General features: G+C 41.4%; 3 protein-coding genes and 1 pseudogene. All 4 read right to left on the bottom strand.

The features are described from left to right. Positions 1–20 precede the first annotated feature (20 nt). On the bottom strand, positions 21–5,480 hold the full coding sequence (locus V7K97_RS11195) for an AAA family ATPase (protein WP_442938905.1): 5,460 nt from the start codon (positions 5,478–5,480) through the stop codon (positions 21–23). A gap of 188 nt (positions 5,481–5,668) precedes the next feature. Then, a pseudogene (locus V7K97_RS11190) lies at positions 5,669–6,763 on the bottom strand (protein kinase domain-containing protein); the annotation flags it as partial. A gap of 87 nt (positions 6,764–6,850) precedes the next feature. Beyond that, the gene (locus V7K97_RS11185) at positions 6,851–14,077 is read right to left on the bottom strand and encodes an AAA family ATPase (protein WP_334800983.1); all 7,227 of its coding nucleotides are present in this window, start codon (positions 14,075–14,077) and stop codon (positions 6,851–6,853) included. A gap of 74 nt (positions 14,078–14,151) precedes the next feature. After that, complete coding sequence (locus V7K97_RS11180; protein WP_334800982.1) at positions 14,152–19,971, bottom strand: trifunctional serine/threonine-protein kinase/ATP-binding protein/sensor histidine kinase; 5,820 nt, start codon at positions 19,969–19,971, stop codon at positions 14,152–14,154. Positions 19,972–20,153 lie beyond the last annotated feature (182 nt).

Below are 20,153 nucleotides of genomic sequence, written 5' to 3'. Positions count from 1 at the left end.
TTAACAACAAAAGCTAAAAATCATACCGGTATTTCAATGATAAATTCAGTACCTAGACCCAGAACCGAGTTAAAACTCAATTTTCCGCCGTGGATTTCTTCGACAATTTGACGAGCGATCGCTAACCCCAATCCTGTCCCTTTACCCACAGCTTTCGTAGTAAATAAATGGTCAAATATTTTGGATTTGACTTGTTCACTCATCCCTTTACCATTATCAGCGATCGCAATTCTAACTAGATTATTTTCGACTGAGGTTGTAATTGTAATGCAGTTAGGATTAGCTTTAATTTCCTCAAATCTACGTCCATGATTAGATTCTTCTAATGCATCAATTGCATTAGCGATCAGATTCATAAATACCTGATTTAATTGACCAGGGAAGCATTCAATTTGAGGTAAATTACCGTAGTTGGTGACAACTTCAATAGCGGGACGTTGTTCATTAGCCTTGAGACGATGTTTCAAAATTAAAATTGTGCTATCAATGCCATCATGAATGTTAAATGGCACTTTGTAGTCTTGATCGGCACGAGAGAAAGTTCTTAAACTGGTGCTGATGTTTTTTAATCTGTCGCACGCCATAGACATAGAATCAAGCATCTTGGGCAAGTCTGATAAGCTATAATCCAAGTCGATTTCTTCAGCATGGTCTATAATTTTATCGGCTGGATTTGGGAGATTTTCTTGATAGAGTTTCAAGTGTTCAACAATATCAGCCAAGGTGGGTTTAGCAAGTTTTAGACTGGCAGCAATAAAACCGAGAGGATTATTCATTTCATGGGCTACCCCTGCGACTAAATTACCTAGTGCAGACATTTTTTCACTTTGCACTATTTGTAATTGCGCGTTTTGCAGTTCTTGCTCCGCCCGTTTGCGTTCGCTAATATCCAATATTAATCCATCCCAAACTAGAGATCCATCAGCAAGTTGTTCGACTCGAGCTTCGCCGTGAATCCACTTGACGATTCCAGATGGTGTAATAATTCGCCCTGACCAATTAAAAGGAGTTAAGGTTTGCATCGAGTCGGTAATAGACTGTTGGTAACTTGCAGTATCATCTGGATGTATGGCTTCTATCAGCAACTGCCAATTAGACATGGCTTGGTCTGGCGTAATTTCATATAGGTCGTAACATTCTGCACTGATGTACGCTAGGGAAATTGCAGCATCAGCAGATATGCAGTATTGATAAACAACGCCAGGAACATTATCGACAAGTTTCTCAAAGCGAGAGTTACTCTGGCTCAACTCGCCCAATGACTGTTTTAGCTGTTGGGCATTTTCTAGCGAAAGCGAGTAAAGTCGGGCATTTTCTAGGGAAATTGCCGCCTGAGCGCAGAGTAAATTCAGTAGTTCCACGCGATCGCTCGTGAACGCCCCTGTCACTAAATTATTTTCTAGATATAAAATGCCCAGTAATTTACCTTGATGCAAAATCGGGCTACACAAGATACTCTTCGGCTGCTGACGCATGATATACGGGTCATTGACTAAAATCGGATCAGCCGTTGCATCAATCAGCACAGTAGTCTGCCGATTGTGCTTCACTTTGTAAATCAGCTTCAAGGGAATATCCTGGCTGTCCTCAATGGGAAGGCTCTGCAACACGACTGGCTCCGAACCCTCAATAATTGACCCTTTAATTAACAGGCGATCGTCTCGCAACATCATTAACACACATTTATTAGCCCCCGCATTTTCGATGATGATTTCAAGCAACGATGAAAGTAGTTTTTCGAGTTCGATTTCACCTGAGATAGTTTGGGAAGCTTTGAGAATCGCATTTAAATCTAAAGCCACGGAGACGCTGCTACTGTTAGAAGTGGCGGAACTTGTGGATGTGATACTTTCCAATGCAAAAATAGTCTCGTTGGTTGACAGAAGAGAACGATTTTGCTGGAGGATAGGAGCGAGGAGTTGCGGATAGCGGATTTCCAAGTCAGCAACCTTGGCTTTAGCACCCCAACGGGTATAGCCGTAGTAGGCTTCAGTCATGTACTCCTGAGCAATCCGCTCTTTGCCCCACTCCAGGTAAAACTTTGCTGCCATCTCATTGGCTAAGGCTTCCTCGTTAATGAACTGATGTTCTTTTGCAAGAGTTATGGCGCGATCGTACAAATCTGCGGCGGCAGCCCTCTGGTTCAAAACACGATGTCGTTCGGCTTCCACCAAGTCATATTTGTGCTGGAAATTCATCGGAGCATAAGTTGCCCAGTTCTGCATCTTGGCTTGATTTGCTTCTACATTTGCCAAATATTCACTATAACCAGTGGGGTTAGAGATAGCCAGTTCAGGACAAACAGCAAGTTTTACTAAAGAATCGTAAAGATAATAAATCGCAATGGTTGATGTTCCTGATATATTCTCCAGGTAATTTGCACCTTGCTTTCCAGCCTCCAGCGCCAGCCCATAACTCTCAAAGAGATAGCAAAGATTGAGCTTATTGACATAAAACATTCCAAGAGAATGAAAATCTTGATTAGAGCGCAAAAACTCAACTGTTTGCTCTTCATCAAAGACTTCACCTATCAACAAACAAGGATTGTCAACTCTCCCTAGCAAATTTAGGACAGACTGGGAATACACTTGATGACAGCACAATGCTTTATTCTGACCAAGCTTTTGCATAGCCAGTTCATACTTCTTCATTTCTTCGGCAACCTCGCTTAAAGGATTGCCCAGGAAGTAAGAATGATAGCAGTAGATTAAAGCCGAATAGCAAACATATTCTAGATCGCCTGTTTCCACTGCCACTTGATATCCCTCTAGAAGGGCTGGCACTGTTGCCTGAAGATGTTCTTTCCAGAAATGTATATGACCATTGAATATTTGCAGCACTCTAGATTTTACGGTTTTATAGTCAAACTGATAAACCAGATATAAGGCAAGCTGACCAATTAAATAACCTTCTTCAATTCCACCGGCATCGACCAGTATCATACCAAAGGAAGCATAAGCATAGGGAGACCAGCTAAAGCACCCCTTTTGGATCGATAGCTCTACGTTCTGGGCTAGAATCAAAACAAGTAGTCTGATATTAGTGAAGTAAGCCGTTGGCACAATGAGCATTGAAAGCTCTATGATGGCAATGCTGAGGGGATCGCTCATTTCCGGCAGATTGAGCAACTCTTCCATGCTGTGAGCAAAGATGCGAGACTTGGTTTTCTCCATCGCCTGTTGCGTATCATCTGACGTAATTTCTTCCGGGAAAAAGACTCCTAATTCTTGCAGCACATTTAAGGTAAGATTTATGACTTCAGCCAACTGGTTTCGGGCAATCAAAATTTGAATTCTAACTTTATAAAGCGGGATTTTTTCTAGCAGACGATCAATCTTTTGCATGGCACGATCGATCAGCTCGTTCGCTTTTTCATAATCGCCGCTTAAATAGTTAACCTCTGCACCTGCTTTATAGATAGCTTGAGCTAGAAGATACTGGTTTTGCCAACAGTCTGAACTTAAAAGATCCAATGCCTTTGCTAAATACTCATTTGCTGCGGCGTAAGCTGTTGAGCCTTGGGCTTTTTGGGCAGCCATTAAGTTCAACTGGGTCAATTCTTCACGTTGAGACTCACCATTGACTAAATGACTTCCTTGATTAAGCTGGCTAACGATTTCAAAGATTTTCTCTTCTCGCTCTTCAATGGGAGTGCTATCCAGCAAAAGTTGTCCAATGCAAAGGTGAGTAATTCCTTTTTGGGCTTCAGGAATGAGCGAGTAGGCAGCTTGCTGGACGCGATCGTGTAAAAATTTGTAACTTGCTAATTGCTCATTGCTAATAGCTATTTGTTGATTTCTATTAGCAGTTTCATCTTGATAAAACTTATAAACATCACTAATCGGTAAAATTAGCCCTTCTTGTAAAGCTTTCCACAAGTCGGCAGCCGTTTCGATTTGGGATTGCTCTGAAACAATTGCCAAAGTTGCTAAATCAAACTGATTGCCAATACAAGCAGCTAGCTGCAACACCTGTTGAGTTGATGGTGGCAGTTTTTGCAATTGAAAACTCATAAAAGCCACAACATCATCTGTAACCGATTGAGTCATTACTTGTGCAATGTCACATTGCCAAAAGCCTGACTCAAAATCAAATTTAATCAGTTCTTCTTGATGCAATGCTTTGAGAAACTGGGTGGCAAAAAACGGATTTCCTTGAGTTTTTTGATATAGCAGTTGAGAAAGAGTCCATGCCAAATCTTCTGGACATTTGAGTGTGTCAGCTACTAACTGATTAACTTTTTCTTGACTCAATGGTGCTAACGTAATTGTATTAATCGTTGCTTGGTTTTTTTGAATTTCATTCAAAGTCAACATTAATGGATGTCCCGGGTGGACTTCGTTATCACGGTATGCACCAATGATGAAAAGATAACCTGTATCAGCCATTAAAAGCTGCATTAATTTCAGTGATGCTGAATCTGCCCATTGCAAATCATCCAAGAACATTACTAATGGGTGTTCTGCGCTGGTAAAGACTTGGGTAAACTTTTGGAATAATGAATTAAATCTATTTTGTGCGGATGTTCCTGATAATTCTATGGCGGGTGGTTGTTCACCAATAATTCTTGATAATTCGGGGATAACTTCAATAATTACTTGTCCATTTTCACCAACTGCTGATAATATTTGATTTTTCCATTGCTGAATTTGAACGTCACTTTCTGTTAGCAATTGCTCCATCAAATCCCGGAAGGCTTGGACAAAAGCACTGAAGGGAATATTGCGTTGAAATTGGTCAAATTTGCCTTTGATAAAGTAACCGCGTTGCCGCACAATTGGTTTATGAACTTCGTTGACAACTGCTGTTTTTCCAATACCGGAAAACCCAGCTACCAGCATCATTTCTGTTGCACCGAGACAAACTCTCTCAAATGCTTGCAGTAGGGTTTCAACTTCGGTTTCTCGTCCATAGAGTTTGTCAGGGATGATGAAGCGATCGCACACATCCCTACTCGCAATTTCAAAACCCTTAATTATACCATCAACTTGTAGCTGATGTAAACAATTTTCTAAATCAAACTTCAGCCCCAAAGCACTCTGATATCTATCTTCCGCATTTTTCGCCATTAATTTCATGACAATATCACAGAGTACTTGGGGAATCTCTTCCCTGTTCTCTAATGCCATAGGCATCTTAGCAATATGACAATGCACCAACTCCATTGGATCGTTTGACGCAAAAGGTAACTTGCCTGTAAGTAATTCGTAAAAAGTGACACCGACTGAATAAAAATCAGTTCGATAGTCAATTCCCCGATTCATTCTGCCTGTTTGTTCTGGGGAAATATAAGCTAATGTCCCTTCTAACACATTGGGATTGATTAATGTCTGCGTTTCCCGTGGAAGTAAAGATGCGATACTAAAGTCGATTAGTTTAACTTGTTTGGTTTCGGGATTGATTAGAATATTGGCGGGTTTGATATCTTTATGAATAATCCGCTCGCGGTAGAGTATATCTAAGATATTGCAGAGGGCGATGTCTACGACGGGCTATGCCTACGCAATCCGTAAAAACTCTTCACCAGACGCGATATATCGCCCCTGGTCAGAGGTGAAATAATTTTTAAGAGAAATCCCCCCAAAGTCTTCCATCACCAGCGCATAGCCATTATGATATCGCACGCCATAGACATAGAATCAAGCATCTTGGGCAAGTCTGATAAGCAGCCGCGCTGTCGCACGATTGGCTTATGTATTTCGTTGACTACGGAAGTTTTGCCAATACCAGAAAATCCTGCTACTAACATTAGTTCGCTGCTGCCTTGAGAAACCCTCTCAAAAGCTTCTAGTAATTGCTGAACTTCTGTTTCTCTACCGTATAATTTTTCTCCGATCAGGAAGCGATCGCTTAAATCCCTCTGGCCAATTTCAAAGTATTCAATATTTTTATTAAGTTGTAATCGTTGTAGAAACGTTTCTAAATCATATTTGATTCCCAATGAACTTTGGTAGCGATCTTCTGCATTCTTCGCCATTAACTTATTGATGATTGCCGATAAAACTAACGGAATCTGGGAATTTATCTCATGAACTGGAATAGGATTTTTTGCTAAATGGCAATGTACCAATTCCATTGGATCGTTAGATATAAAAGGTAATTGTCCGGTGAGTAACTCATAAAAAGTGATACCTAAAGAATAAAAATCACTGCGGTAGTTAATACCCCGGTTCATCCGCCCAGTTTGCTCTGGCGAGAGATAGGAAAGGGTGCCTTCTAGAGCGTTGGCGTTTTGAATTTCTTGGGTTTCTCGTGGTAGCAGAGATGCAATACTAAAATCAATTAATTTAACTTCTTTGGTTTCTGGATTAATGAGAATATTGGCGGGTTTGATGTCTTTGTGAATAATCCGCTCGCGGTAGAGTACATCTAAGGTATTGCAGAGTGCGATATCTACGACGGGCTATGCCTACGCAATTGGTAAAAACTCTTCACCAGACGCGATATATCGCCCCTGGTCAGAGGTGAAATAATCTTTAAGAGAAATCCCCCCAAAGTCTTCCATCACCAGCGCATAGCCATTTTGGTAGGGTTCGAGGCTATAGATTTGGACAATCAGAGGTGAGTTGAGATTTTTGGCTATGGTGTACTGATTGCGAAACGACAAGGGTTCAGAGAAGTTGGGATAAGGATTTTTCAGCAGTTTAATCACTACTGGTAATGAATCAGTTTCTCGAACCCCTCGATAAACCAGAGTTCTGGAACCATTGTAGAGTTCTTCACTAATGCGATATCCGGGAATATTGATAAGGATGCTCACCATACTGCTAAATCGTTAAGGCTTCCAGATTTAGTATTCCCAAAAAAGATCCCCGACTTCGCGCAAGTTGTCGGGGATCTGAGGACTAAACTATACCGGAATTTCAATGATAAATTCTGTACCCTCACCTAAAACCGAGTTAAAACTCAATTTTCCACCGTGGGTTGATTCAACAATTTGACGAGCGATCGCTAACCCTAATCCTGTACCTTTACCAACAGCTTTGGTAGTAAACAAATGGTCAAATATTTTTGATTTGACTTGTTCATTCATCCCCTTACCATTATCAGCAATAGCAATTTTAACGTTATTGTTTTCGACCGAGGTTGTAATTGTGATGCAGTTAGGATTGGCTTTAATTTCCTGAAAACTGCTTCCCTGATTAGATTCATCTAAGGCATCAATAGCATTTGCGATCAGATTCATAAATACCTGATTTAATTGACCGGGAAAACATTCAATTTGAGGTAAATTCCCGTAATTTGTGACAACTTCAATGGCGGGACGTTGTTCATTGGCCTTGAGACGATGTTTGAGAATTAAAATTGTGCTATCAATACCTTCGTGAATGTTAAATGGCACTTTGTAATCTTGATCGGCACGAGAGAAAGTACGTAAACTGGTGCTGATGTTTTTGAGCCGATCGCACGCCATCGACATAGAATCAATTATCTTGGGCAAGTCTTCTAAACTATAATCCAAGTCGATTGATTCGGCGTGGTCAATAATTTCCTCACTATTATTGGGGAAATTTTCTTGATATATTTTCAAGTGTTCGATAATATCAGTAAAGGTTGGTTTAGCTTGTTCGAGACTAGCAGAAATAAAACCGAGGGGATTATTCATTTCGTGAGCGACACCAGCAACTAAATTACCCAGTGCAGACATTTTTTCACTTTGCACCATTTGTAATTGGGCGTTTTGCAAATCAGTTAGCGCTTGTTGTAAGGCAAGTTCAGCGAGGCGACGTTCTGCTAGTTCGGCTTCTAATTGGGTATAGAGGTTGGCTTTTTGGTGAGCGATGCCAATTTGCAAGCCCAATTGTTTGAGCAGGTCGATTTCAGACTGTTGCCAGACATGGGTTGTATGGCAGTGATGCACAATCATCATTCCCCAAATCTGGTCATTCCCCAAAATGCCAACGGCTAGATTTGCCTGCACCTGTATTTGCGCCAGGAATTCGGCATAGCAGAGAGTGATATCTGCGGCTTGGGCATCGTTGCAGGCAGTTATGTACCCCTGACGATAGCGTTCCGCCCATATTTGATCAAAACAAGGGTCTACGATGGTTTGTCCTAAAAGAGACAATTCTGGTTGTGAAAGCACTTCTAGATCAATGACCACATTGTAATCGGCATCAAAGCGGCAAATCAGGACGCGATCGCTCTGGAAAAATTGCCGCACTTGTTGCAGACAATTCTCCATGACTTGATCGAGTCGGACTGATTGATTAATTGATTGGGCGATGCTGGCTAGCAATTGGTCGGCTTGTGCCTGTCGTTGTAATTGAAACTCTGCTTGTTTGCGATCGCTAATATTAAACGATGTGCCAATAATCCGATAAACCTGCCCCTCCAAATTCTTGATGGGATTGAGGTTGGCAAACCACCAGCTTTCCTGCCCCTGAAGGCACAGATGCTCTTCATAATCCGCGTTTATCCCTGTTGTTACAGTTTCGGCAACCCATTGTCGCAACCTTTCGCCCTCTTCTTCTCCCATAACTTCTATGAGCGTTTTCCCCGCCACATCAACGCTACGAATTCCGCTTGCCTTTTCTGCGGCAGGGTTCCATCCGGCATAGCGAAAGCTGCCATCTGACAATACATCCAGGACAAAAATAGCGATCTCGGCTCCATCGTAGATGCTACGGAGAAATTGCTCTTTCTCTTGAAGTGCGGCTTCTGCGTGTTTGCGATCGGTAATGTCTTCTATTGTGGCCAAAATACCGATGACGTTGTTCTCTGAATCTCGCAGGGGAATTTTGTTGGTGTCGAGCCAGTGTTGAGTACCATCGACTTGTTGTTGCGTTTCGATAATGTGGAATTCAGCTTTTCCTGATTCCATAACCCGGCGATCGCACAGGCGATACCATTCTGCTTCTTCAGGAATACAAAAATCATAATCATTCTTGCCCACGATCTGCTCTGGGGACTCTAGGTTTACAGTTTTAGCAGCACTAATGTTGCAACCTAAAAAGGTAGAGTTGCGGTCTTTCCAAAAAACCAACTGGGGAATATTATTAATCAACAATTGTAAAAACTGTTGGGATGCTTGGAGTTGCTCCTCTGCAAGTTTGCGCTCACTAATATCTATAACTACCCCATCCCAAAGGATTGCGTCATCAGCTTGTCGCTCTGGACGAGCAGCACTTTGAATCCATTTGATAGTTCCTGAAGGTAAGATAATGCGCCATTCTTGGGCAAATTGGGTCAGATTTTGGGCAGAGTAGGCGATCGCTTGGGCAATAGCTGGGTGATCTTCAGGATGATGCAGAGCGTAAAGACTATGATTCCCAGCCATCGCAGATTCTGGGTCTAACTCATATAAATCTAAACAACCTGCACTAATGTAGGGTGTGGAAATTGAACCGTCAGTCCCTAGACGAAATTGGTACACTACCCCCGGAATATTATTCGCCAAATTTTGGAAGCGGGTTTCGCTAACCTGTAATTTTGCTAGGGACCGCTCTAACTGTTGGGCATAGGTCTGAGATTCTTCATAGAGACGGGCATTTTCCAAAGAAATTGCGGCTTGAGTACAGAGGAAGTTGATTATTGTGAGGCGATCGCTCGTAAATACCCCAGCATTAGATTGATTTTTCAGGTAAAGAATCCCCGCTAAATGCCCCTGATTGAGAATCGGCAAACATAAAACACTCTTAGGCTGGCGTTGGATCAGATAGTCATCAATGACTGGTAAATCTGTTTGCAAATTGTCGATCACTACTACAGATTGTGTCCGTTTAACGTATTGAATTAGTTTAGTGGGAACGTCAGGATGATCGTCTAAGGGTTCTGAGCAGAGTTCTGTAGCTTCCGGGGTGGAAATAGCTCTCACCTGCCAAGTTTCATTTTGGGGCAAGACTAATATACACTTACTGCCCCCAGAGTTTTGCAGAATAATTTGAGTCAGTTGTTGCAATAGTTCATCGAGTTCGATGGTACTGGAGAGGAGTTGGGCGGCTTTGAGTGCAGAGGCAAAATCTAGGGCATCGGAAATGCTAGGGCTTATCCTGGAGGCTTGGATGGATGAATGAGTAATATTTATCAGGGTTTCTAGGGGATCGAAGCTGGTTTTGGGTTGTTGTAAAATCGATTGGAGTAATTGTGGATAGCGGGTTTCTAAGTCAACCACTTTGGCTTTAGCTCCCCAGCGAGCGTAGCAATAGTAGGCTTCCTGCATATATCCAACGGCAACCTTTTCTTTGCCCCATTCCAGATAGAATTTAGCGGCCAGCTCGTTAGCAAGGCTCTCTTCGTGGATATATTCGTTGGCTTTGGCTAGAGTTATGGCGCGATCGTAAAACTCAATGGCTTCGGCTTTTTGTCCTAACACTCGACATTTTTCCGCTGACACCAAATCAACCTTATGTTGGTGATTCATCGGCGCATAGTACGCCCAGTGTTCTAGCTGGATTTGATTTTCTGCCACCCGCTCTAAGGTGTCTGATATTAATTGCTCGTCTGAATTTGCATTCAACTGTGCCAGAGCAACTAGAAAGTCATAGAGATAAAATACAGGGTCACAGATAGTTCCCGGACTAGCCTGTAAATAGCGTCTAGTCTCAACTGCATAATTGTTAGCGGCACTAATTTCTCCAAACCAGAAGCAAAACGTTAATTTATGCAAATAGAATAAATACAATCCACTTGCATCATTAGTAGATAATAACTGGTGCAGTAATTCCGTCTCCTGGAGATAGCTTTCTCCCAACAAACTGCGAGGCTCCTCCCCAACATCTAGCAAATTAAAAGTAGCTTGCCAATATATTTGGCAATAATTCTTTGCTGTCAACTGCTTCAACTTAAACAATTGATGAGAGTAGTCACGAGTATCCTGCTCAAAAGCCACAAGAGACTGACCAGACCAGAAAGAGTTGATACAAAATTTGCTGATATTGAAGCCAGCATATTCCAGATTGCCAATTTCTAGACCAATTACATAGCCCTCTTGGGAAAGTGCGATCGCTTCTTTAGCAGGAGATTTGCGGTGCAGGATGTATCCCGCTATCACATCTAAGACAGCAGGTTTATTCGCTTTATCATCCAACTGGGAGACAACATTGAGTGCCAAATGACCAAACTGGGTTGCTTGATCGATATCTTTCAATAGACTAGACAGAATCATGCCATAGGCAGCATAACTAAGGGCTGAACCAGAGGTATTTCCATGTTGCAAAGATAGTTTGACTGACAGCAAAATCATGAAGGGGAACAAGGGAGAGCCAGCGATAAAAGTTACTGCTATGAGACTACTGGCAATCTGAATAATGGCAATTTTTTTCTGATCTCTCATCACCGGGAGGTGAACAAAATCTTCAATGTCTTTATTAGCAATCAGTTCGTTAATCTCTTGGATTGCCTGTTGAATATCTGTTATTGTCGGTGATTCGGGAAAGTTCACACCCAATTCTTGCAATATCTGTTTACCGATGGCAATAGCTTCAATCAGTTTATTCTGGGAGGTATTTGCTTGAATGCTAAGGCGGTAAATATTGACCTTTTCCAGTAAAGAGTGTGCCTGTTCAATGACAATATCAATTCCCTGTTGCATCGCTTCAAAGTCACCGCAGAGCATTGCCAATTCCGCCACATCATTATGGAATGATAGAGTCATTTCATATTGTTGCTGCCAAGCATTCTCTCCAAGCAATGATAATCCAGTGCTGGCATATTCACGTCCGGCTTGATAGGCGGTGGCACTTTTGGCTTTGCGACAGGCAATCAGATTAAGCCCAGCTAGTTCATCTCGTTCTGTTTGTTGGCTAATTAAAGCAGTTCCGTAATTTAATTGATTAACTATTTCAAAAATCCGGTCAACTCTAGCTTCTGAGGGAATCTGTTGCAGAAGTAACTGTCCGATTTGGTAATGAGTCGTCTGTTTTTGGTCATCGGGAATCAGAGAATAGGCAGCTTGTTGGACGCGATCGTGTAAAAATTTATAACTTGCTAATTGCTCATTGCTAATAGCTATTTGTTGATTTCTATTAGCAATGGACAAATAGCTATTAGCCGTTTCATCTTGATAAAACTTATAAACATCACTGAGTGGTAAAATCAGCCCTACTTGTAATGCTTTCCACAAATCAGCAGCTGTCTCAATTGACGATTTTTCCGAAACAATTGCCAAAGTTGCTAAATCAAACTGATTCCCAATACAAGCAGCTAATTGCAATACATTTTGAGTTGATTGTGGCAGCTTTCGCAATTGAAATGCCATAAAAGCAACAACGTTATCTGTAACTGCAAGAGTCGTCACCTGTACAATGTCACATTGCCAACACCCTGACTCAAAATCAAATTGAATGATATTTTCTTGATGCAATGCTTTAAGAAACTGGGTTGCAAAAAACGGATTTCCCTGAGTTTTTTGAGAGACTAATTGAGAAAGAGGCGATGCCAAAGTTTCTGGACATTTAAGTGTGTCTGCAACTAATTGATTTACTTGCTCGTTACTGAGTGGTGCTAAAGTAATTGTATTAATTGTTGCTTGGTTTTTCTTAATCTCACTCAAAGTCAACATCAATGGATGTCCTGGGCTGACGAGGCACTGCGTTGGACGGGTTTCCCGGCTTGAAGCAAGTGCCGTTTCATTATCACGATAGGCACCAATTAAGAACAGATGACTTGTATCAGCCATTAATAACTGCATTAATTTCAGCGATGCCGAATCTGCCCATTGTAAATCATCTAAGAACATCACTAATGGATGTTCCAAACTTGTAAAGACTTGGGTAAACTTTTGGAATAATAAATTAAATCTATTTTGTGCAGACGTTCCTGATAATTCGATGGCGGGTGGTTGTTCACCAATAATTATTTCTAGTTCAGGGATGACTTCAATAATTACCTGTCCATTTTCTCCAATAGCCTCTAATATTTGGTTTCTCCATTGTTGAATTTGTGCATCACTTTCGCTTAACAATTGTCTCATTAAATCTCGGAATGCTTGCACAAATGCACTGAAGGGAATATTCCGTTGAAATTGGTCATATTTTCCTTTGATAAAATAACCGCGTTGCCGCACAATTGGTTTATGAACTTCGTTGACAACGGCAGTTTTACCAATTCCTGAAAAACCAGCTACCAACATCATTTCTGTTGCACCAAGGCTGACTCGCTCAAATGCATCAAGTAATGTTTGAACTTCGGTTTCTCGCCCATAAAGTTTGTCGGGAATGATGAAGCGATCGCACACATCCCTCTGTGCAATCTCAAATTGCCCTATTATACCATCAACTTGTAGCTGATGTAAACAACTTTCTAAATCAAACTTCAATCCCAAAGCACTCTGATATCTGGATTCGGTATTTTTTGCCATCAATTTACTGACAATCTCCGAGACTACAGACGGGATTTGTGGGTTAATTTCATGTACTAGGGGTGGAAGTTTCGCAATATGACAATGCACCAACTCCATCGGATCGTTTGATTGAAATGGTAAAATTCCAGTAAGTAACTCGTAGAATGTCACACCCAGAGAATAAAAATCAGTCCGATAGTCAATCCCCCGATTCATTCTTCCTGTCTGTTCTGGGGAAATATAAGCTAGTGTCCCTTCTAGCACATTGGGATTTACTAGTGTTTGGGTTTCCCGTGGTAGTAAAGATGCAATACTAAAGTCGATTAATTTAACTTGTTTGGTTTCTGGATTAATGAGAATATTGGCGGATTTGATGTCTTTGTGAATAATCCGCTCCCGGTAGAGTACATCTAAGGTATTGCAGAGTGCGATCGCTATCTGTAAAAACTCCATTAGAGATTCTAAGGTTCCCCCCACTCCCCACTCCCCACTCCCTACTCCCCATTCTTTAAGAGAAATTCCCCCAAAGTCTTCCATCACCAGCGCATAGCCATTTTGGTAGGGTTCTAGGCTATAGGTTTGGACAATCAGAGGTGAGTTGAGATTTTTGGCAATGGTGTACTGATTGCGAAACTGTAACAATTCGCTGAAATTGGGATAAGGATTTTTCAGCAGTTTAATCACTACCGATATTGAGTCAGTCTCTCGATCCCCTCGATAAACCAGAGTTCTGGAACCATTGTAGAGTTCCTCGCTGATGCGATATCCGGGAATACTGACAATAGTGCTAACCATGCTGCTAAATCCTTAAGACTTCCAGATTTAGTATTCCCAGATATCTGAAGTTATTTACGAAAAATACCAAAGCTTTAAAGTGGAACTTCAATTATAAATTCTGTACCCTTACCGAAAACAGAGTTAAAACTCAATTTGCCACCGTGGGTCTCTTCAACTATTTGACGAGCGATCGCTAGTCCTAATCCTGTTCCTTTCCCAACAGCTTTTGTTGTAAATAAATGGTCAAATATTTTTGATTTGACTTGTTCACTCATTCCCTTACCATTATCAGCAATGGCAATTTTCACTAGATTACTTTCAACTGAGGTTGTAATTGTAATGCAGTTAGGATTGGCTTTAATTTCCTGAAAGCTGCGTCCGGTGTTAGATTCATCCAAGGCATCAATGGCATTGGCTAGAAGATTCATAAATACCTGATTTAATTGACCGGGGAAACATTCTACTTGAGGTAAATTACCGTATTTTGTCACAATTTCAATCGCGGGACGTTGTTCATTACCCTTGAGACGATGTTTCAAAATTAAAATTGTGCTATCAATACCTTCGTGAATGTTAAATCGTACTTTGTAGTCTTGATCGGCACGAGAAAAAGTACGTAAACTGGTGCTGATGTTTTTGAGGCGATCGCAGGCCATAAACATGGAATCAATCATCTTGGGCAAGTCTTGTAAGCTATATTCCAAGTCGATTTCGACTGCATGTTCTGTAATTTCATCGGCTGGATTTGGGAGATTTTCTTGATAGAGTTTCAAGTGTTCAACAATATCAGCTAGGGTGGGTTTAGCAAGTTTTAGACTGGCAGCAATAAAACCGAGAGGATTATTCATTTCATGGGCTACACCTGCGACTAAATTACCTAGTGCAGACATTTTTTCACTTTGCACTATTTGTAATTGGGCGTTTTGCAGTTCTTGCTCTGCCCGTTTGCGTTCGCTAATATCCAATATTAATCCATCCCAAACTAGAGATCCATCAGCAAGTTGTTCGATTCGAGCTTCGCCGTGAATCCACTTGACGATTCCAGATGGTGTAATAATTCGCCCTGACCACTTAAAAGGAGTTAAGGTTTGCATCGAGTTGGTAACAGACTGTTGGTAACTTGCAGTATCATCTGGATGTATGGCTTCTATCAGCAACTGCCAATTGGACATGGCTTGGTCTGGCGTAATTTCATATAGGTCGTAACATTCTGCACTGATGTACACTAGGGAAATTGCACCATCAGCAGATATGCAGTATTGATAAACAACGCCAGGAACATTATCGACAAGTTTCTCAAAGCGAGAGTTACTCTGGCTCAACTCGCCCAATGACTGTTCTAGCTGTTGGGCATATTGCTGCGATCGCTCATACAATTGAGCATTTTCCAAAGAAATTGCCGCTTGAGCGCAAAGTAAGTTGAGCAGTTCAACGCGATCGCTTGTGAACGCCCCCTTTGCTAAATTATTTTCTAGATATAAAATGCCCATCAACTTACCTTGATGCAAAATCGGGCTACACAAAATACTCTTCGGCTGCTGACGCAGGATATAGGGATCATTGGCTAAAGTCGGATCAGCCGTTGCATCAATCAGCACAGTAATCTGCCGATTGTGCTTGACTTTGTAAATTAGTTTCAGGGGAATATCCTGACTGGACTCAATGGGAAGGCGCTGCCATACAACTGGCTCCGAACCCTCAATAATTGACCCTTTGATCAGCAGGCGCGAGTCTTGCAACAGCATTAACACACACTTATCAGCCCCCGCATTTTCGATGACGATCGCAAGCAACGATGAAAGTAGTTTTTCCAGTTCGATTTCGCCTGAGATAGCTTGGGAAGCTTTGAGAATAGCTTTTAAATCGAGAGAGTCAGAGACACTGGAGGAAGAACTAGAAGAACTAGTTGAGGTAACTGTACTCGTGGCGAAGACGGTTTCGTTAACCGAGAAGGCAGTGCGAGTTTGTTGGAGGATAGAAGCCAGCAGTTGCGGATAGCGTTTTTCCAAGTCGGCAACCTTGGCTTTCGCACCCCAACGAGCATAGCCATAGTAGGCTTCAATCATGTAGTCAAGAGCTATGCGCTGTCTGCCCCAGTCGAGGTAGAATTTAGCTGCGAGTTCGTTGGCTAAGGCTTCTTCTTGGATATATTCGTTGGCTTTAGCTCCAGATATGGCCAAGTCGTAAAACTCACTGGCTTCTACTTTGTGTCCTAACACTCGACATTTTTGGGCTTCTACCAAATCAACCTTATGTTGGTAATTCATCGGGGCATAGTGCGCCCAATGCCGTAACTGGGCTTGGTTTTGTGCCACCCGCTCCAATGCTGTTAACATCTCGCCTGGAGCTTGACTCAATAGTGCCAAAGCAATCAAAGAATCATAGAAATAAAATGTCGATTCGGTGACTGATGACACAGCCACCTTTAAATAGTTTCTGCCCTCAACTGCATAATTGTTAGCTAGCTCAACTTCCCCAAACAAAAAACCAAGCATTAGCTTATGCAAATAGAAGTTATACAGTCCAAAGAGGTCATTTGCAGACTGCAACAGGGGCAGAAATTCTGTCTCTTGGAGAGCCGATCCAGACAACAGGGTGGGATGCGACCCAACTCCCAGTAAATTTAGAATAGATTGCCAATAGATCAGACAGTTATTGGCTGGTATCAATTGGTTAAGTTGCACCAAAGCATTGTAGTAAGTGCGCGTATCTTGCTCCAAGGTAGCAAGGGGTTGACCGCACCAAAAAGAATTCAGACAGAAAACGATTCCACAATGTCCCAGATATTCCAGGTTTCCGACTTCTAGTCCAGTGGTGTATCCCTCCCTCAAAAGTGGTAAAGTTTCTTTGATGTGAGCTTTGCGATGTAAGACAGACGATCCCAGAATCATTAATACTTCAGGTTTACTCGCTTTAGCATCGAGCTTTGCAACTAAATTCAATGCCAACTGTCCAAACTGGATAGCTAAATCCACATCCTGCTGCATATTACAGACAATCATGCTATAGCAAGCATAACTAGAAGCTGAAGCAGCGATATTTCCGTACCGCAGGGATAATTTGACTGATAGGACAATCAGTAATGGGAACAAGAGAGAGCCAGAGGCATAGGCTGCTGCCATGATGCTGTTAACGATCTGGACAATGGCAATTGTTTTCGCATCTGTCATAACCGGGAGCTCAACAAAATCTTCAACTTGCCGATCGCCAATTAGTTCGCTAATTTCTGGAATTGACTGTTGAATATCTGCTAGTGTCGGCGATTCTGGAATAGTTACGCCTAACTGTTGCAGTAGCTGTGTACCAATGGCAATGGCTTCATTCAGTTTAGTCTGAGAGAGATTTGCTTGAATTCTCAGGCGGTAAACATGGACTTTTTCAGGTAAAGAGTGTGCCTGAGCAATGACTGTCTCAATGAATTTTCCCATCACCTCAAAGTCGCCGCAGAGCATAGCCAATTCAGCCAAATCATTATGGAATGAAAGAGTCATTTCATATTGCTGCTGCCAAGCATTTTCTCCCAGTAATGATAAGCCCGTGCTGGCATATTCACGCCCGGCTTGATAGGCGGTGGCACTTTTGGCTTTGCGGCAGGCAATCAGATTAAGTTGAGCTAGTTCTGATCGTTCTGTTGGTTGGCTAATTAAAGCAGCTCCGTGATTTAATTGATTCACCACTTCAAAAATGCGCTCTTCTGTTGCTGATGGGGAAATTTGTTGTAAAAGTAGTTGTCCAATTTGGTAATGAGTCGTCTGTTTTTGATTATCGGGAATCAGCGAATACGCAGCTTGTTGGATGCGATCGTGTAAAAATTTATAATTTGCTAATTGCTCATTGCTAATAGCTATTTGTTGATTTATATTAGCTGTTTCATCTTGATAAAACTTATAAACATCACTAATCGGTAAAATCAATCCTTCTTGCAACGCTTTCCACAAATCAGTAGCCGTTTCTACCTGTGATTGTTGTGAAACAATTGCCAATGTGGTTAAATCAAAAGAGTTGCCAATACAAGCTGCTAGCTGCAACACCTGTTGAGTTGATAACGGTAGTTTTCGCAATTGAAAACTCATAAAATCTACAACATTATCTGTAACCGCAAGAGTTATCACTTGTGCAATGTCACATTGCCAACAGCCTAGCTCTAAATCAAATTGAATTAATCCATCTTGATATAACGACTTGAGAAACTGGGTAGCAAAAAATGGATTTCCATGAGTTTTTTGATAGATCAATATAGAAAGATTCCATGCCAATTTTTCTGGACATTTCAGCGTATCAGTGACGAATTGATTGATTTGTAATTGACTCAATGGTGCTAAGGTAATCGTATTAATCGTGAAGAGTGTTTTTTGGATTTCACTCAAAGTCAACATTAATGGATGTCCTGGGTGGACTTCGTTATCACGGTATGCACCAATGATGAAAAGATAACCTGTATCAGCCATTAAAAGCTGCATTAATTTCAGTGATGCTGAATCTGCCCATTGCAAATCATCCAAGAACATTACTAATGGGTGTTCTGCGCTGGTAAAGACTTGGGTAAACTTTTGGAATAATGAATTAAATCTATTTTGTGCGGATGTTCCTGATAATTCTATGGCGGGTGGTTGTTCACCAATAATTCTTGATAGTTCGGGGATAACTTCAATAATTACCTGTCCATTTTCGCCAAGAACATCTAATATTTTGTTTCTCCATTGTTGAATTTGTGCATCACTTTCGCTCAACAATTGCCCGATTAAATCTCGGAATGCTTGCACAAATGCACTAAAGGGAATATTTTTTTGAAATTGGTCAAATTTCCCTTTGATAAAATAGCCACGTTGTCTAACAATTGGTTTATGAACTTCGTTGACAACCGCAGTTTTCCCAATTCCCGAAAACCCAGCTACCAGCATCATTTCTGTTGCACCAAGGCTAACTCGCTCAAATGCTTGCAGTAGGGTTGATACTTCGGTTTCTCGTCCATAAAGTTTGTCGGGGATGATAAAGCGATCGCACACATCCCTTTGTGCAATTTTAAAATCCTTTATCTTACCATCAACTAGTAGCTGATGTAAACAATTTTCTAAATCAAACTTTAATCCCAATGCATTCTGATAGCGGTCTTCAGCATTTTTCGCCATCAATTTGATCGCGATGTCACAGAGAACTTGGGGAATCTCTTCTCTATCCCCTATTCCCTGTCCCCTATCCCCTAACATTGGTGGAAGTTTAGCAATATGAGAATGTACCAACTCCATTGGATCGTTTGATTTAAATGGCAACTCACCCGTGAGTAATTCGTAGAAAGTCACACCTAAAGAATAAAAATCAGTACGGTAATCAATTCCCCGATTCATTCTTCCTGTTTGTTCTGGAGAAATATAAGCGAGTGTCCCTTCTAACACATTGGGATTGACTAACGTTTGCGTTTCTCGTGGTAATAAAGATGCAATACTAAAGTCAATTAATTTAACTTCTTTGGTTTCAGGATTAATTAGAATATTGGCGGGTTTGATATCTTTGTGAATAATGCGCTGATGATAGAGTATATCTAAGGTATTGCAGAGTGCGATCGCTATTTCTAAAAACTCTTGTAGAGACGCGATATATTGCGTCTGGTCAGAGGTAAAATAATCTTTAAGAGAAATCCCTCCAAAATCTTCCATCACCAACCCATAGCCATTTTGATACGCTTGGAGGCTGTAAGTTTGAATGATTAAAGGTGAATTGAGATTTTTGGCAATGGTATACTGATTGCGAAACGACAAGAGTTCGCTGAAAGTAGGATAAGGGTTTTTCAGCAATTTAATCACTACAGGTAATGAGTCAGCATCTCGATAACCGCGATACACCAAGGTTCGAGAACCGTTGTAGAGTTGTTCACTAATTTTATATCCAGGAATGGTGACTGTAGTGCTAACCATACTGCTAAATCCGAAAGGTTTCTAGATTTAGTATTCCCAGACGGGTGAAGCAATTTATAATCGGCCTGGCGATCGCCGATCAGAAAAATGCCGAAAACCCTTGATAAGCAAACACATAGTGCCGTAATTCGTACTTTTCCCAAGGGGAGATGCAAGCGCGAACAGTCCCTTGGGTTGAAAAC

This window comes from Nostoc sp., from assembly GCF_036917815.1.
Lineage (GTDB): Bacteria > Cyanobacteriota > Cyanobacteriia > Cyanobacteriales > Nostocaceae > Nostoc.
This window is presented reverse-complemented; position numbering and strand designations above follow the sequence as displayed.

Coding starts and splice junctions, on each gene's coding strand:
- V7K97_RS11180 (WP_334800982.1), bottom strand. CDS start 19,971: ATGGTTAGCACTACAGTCACCATTCCTGGATATAAAATTAGTGAACAA.
- V7K97_RS11185 (WP_334800983.1), bottom strand. CDS start 14,077: ATGGTTAGCACTATTGTCAGTATTCCCGGATATCGCATCAGCGAGGAA.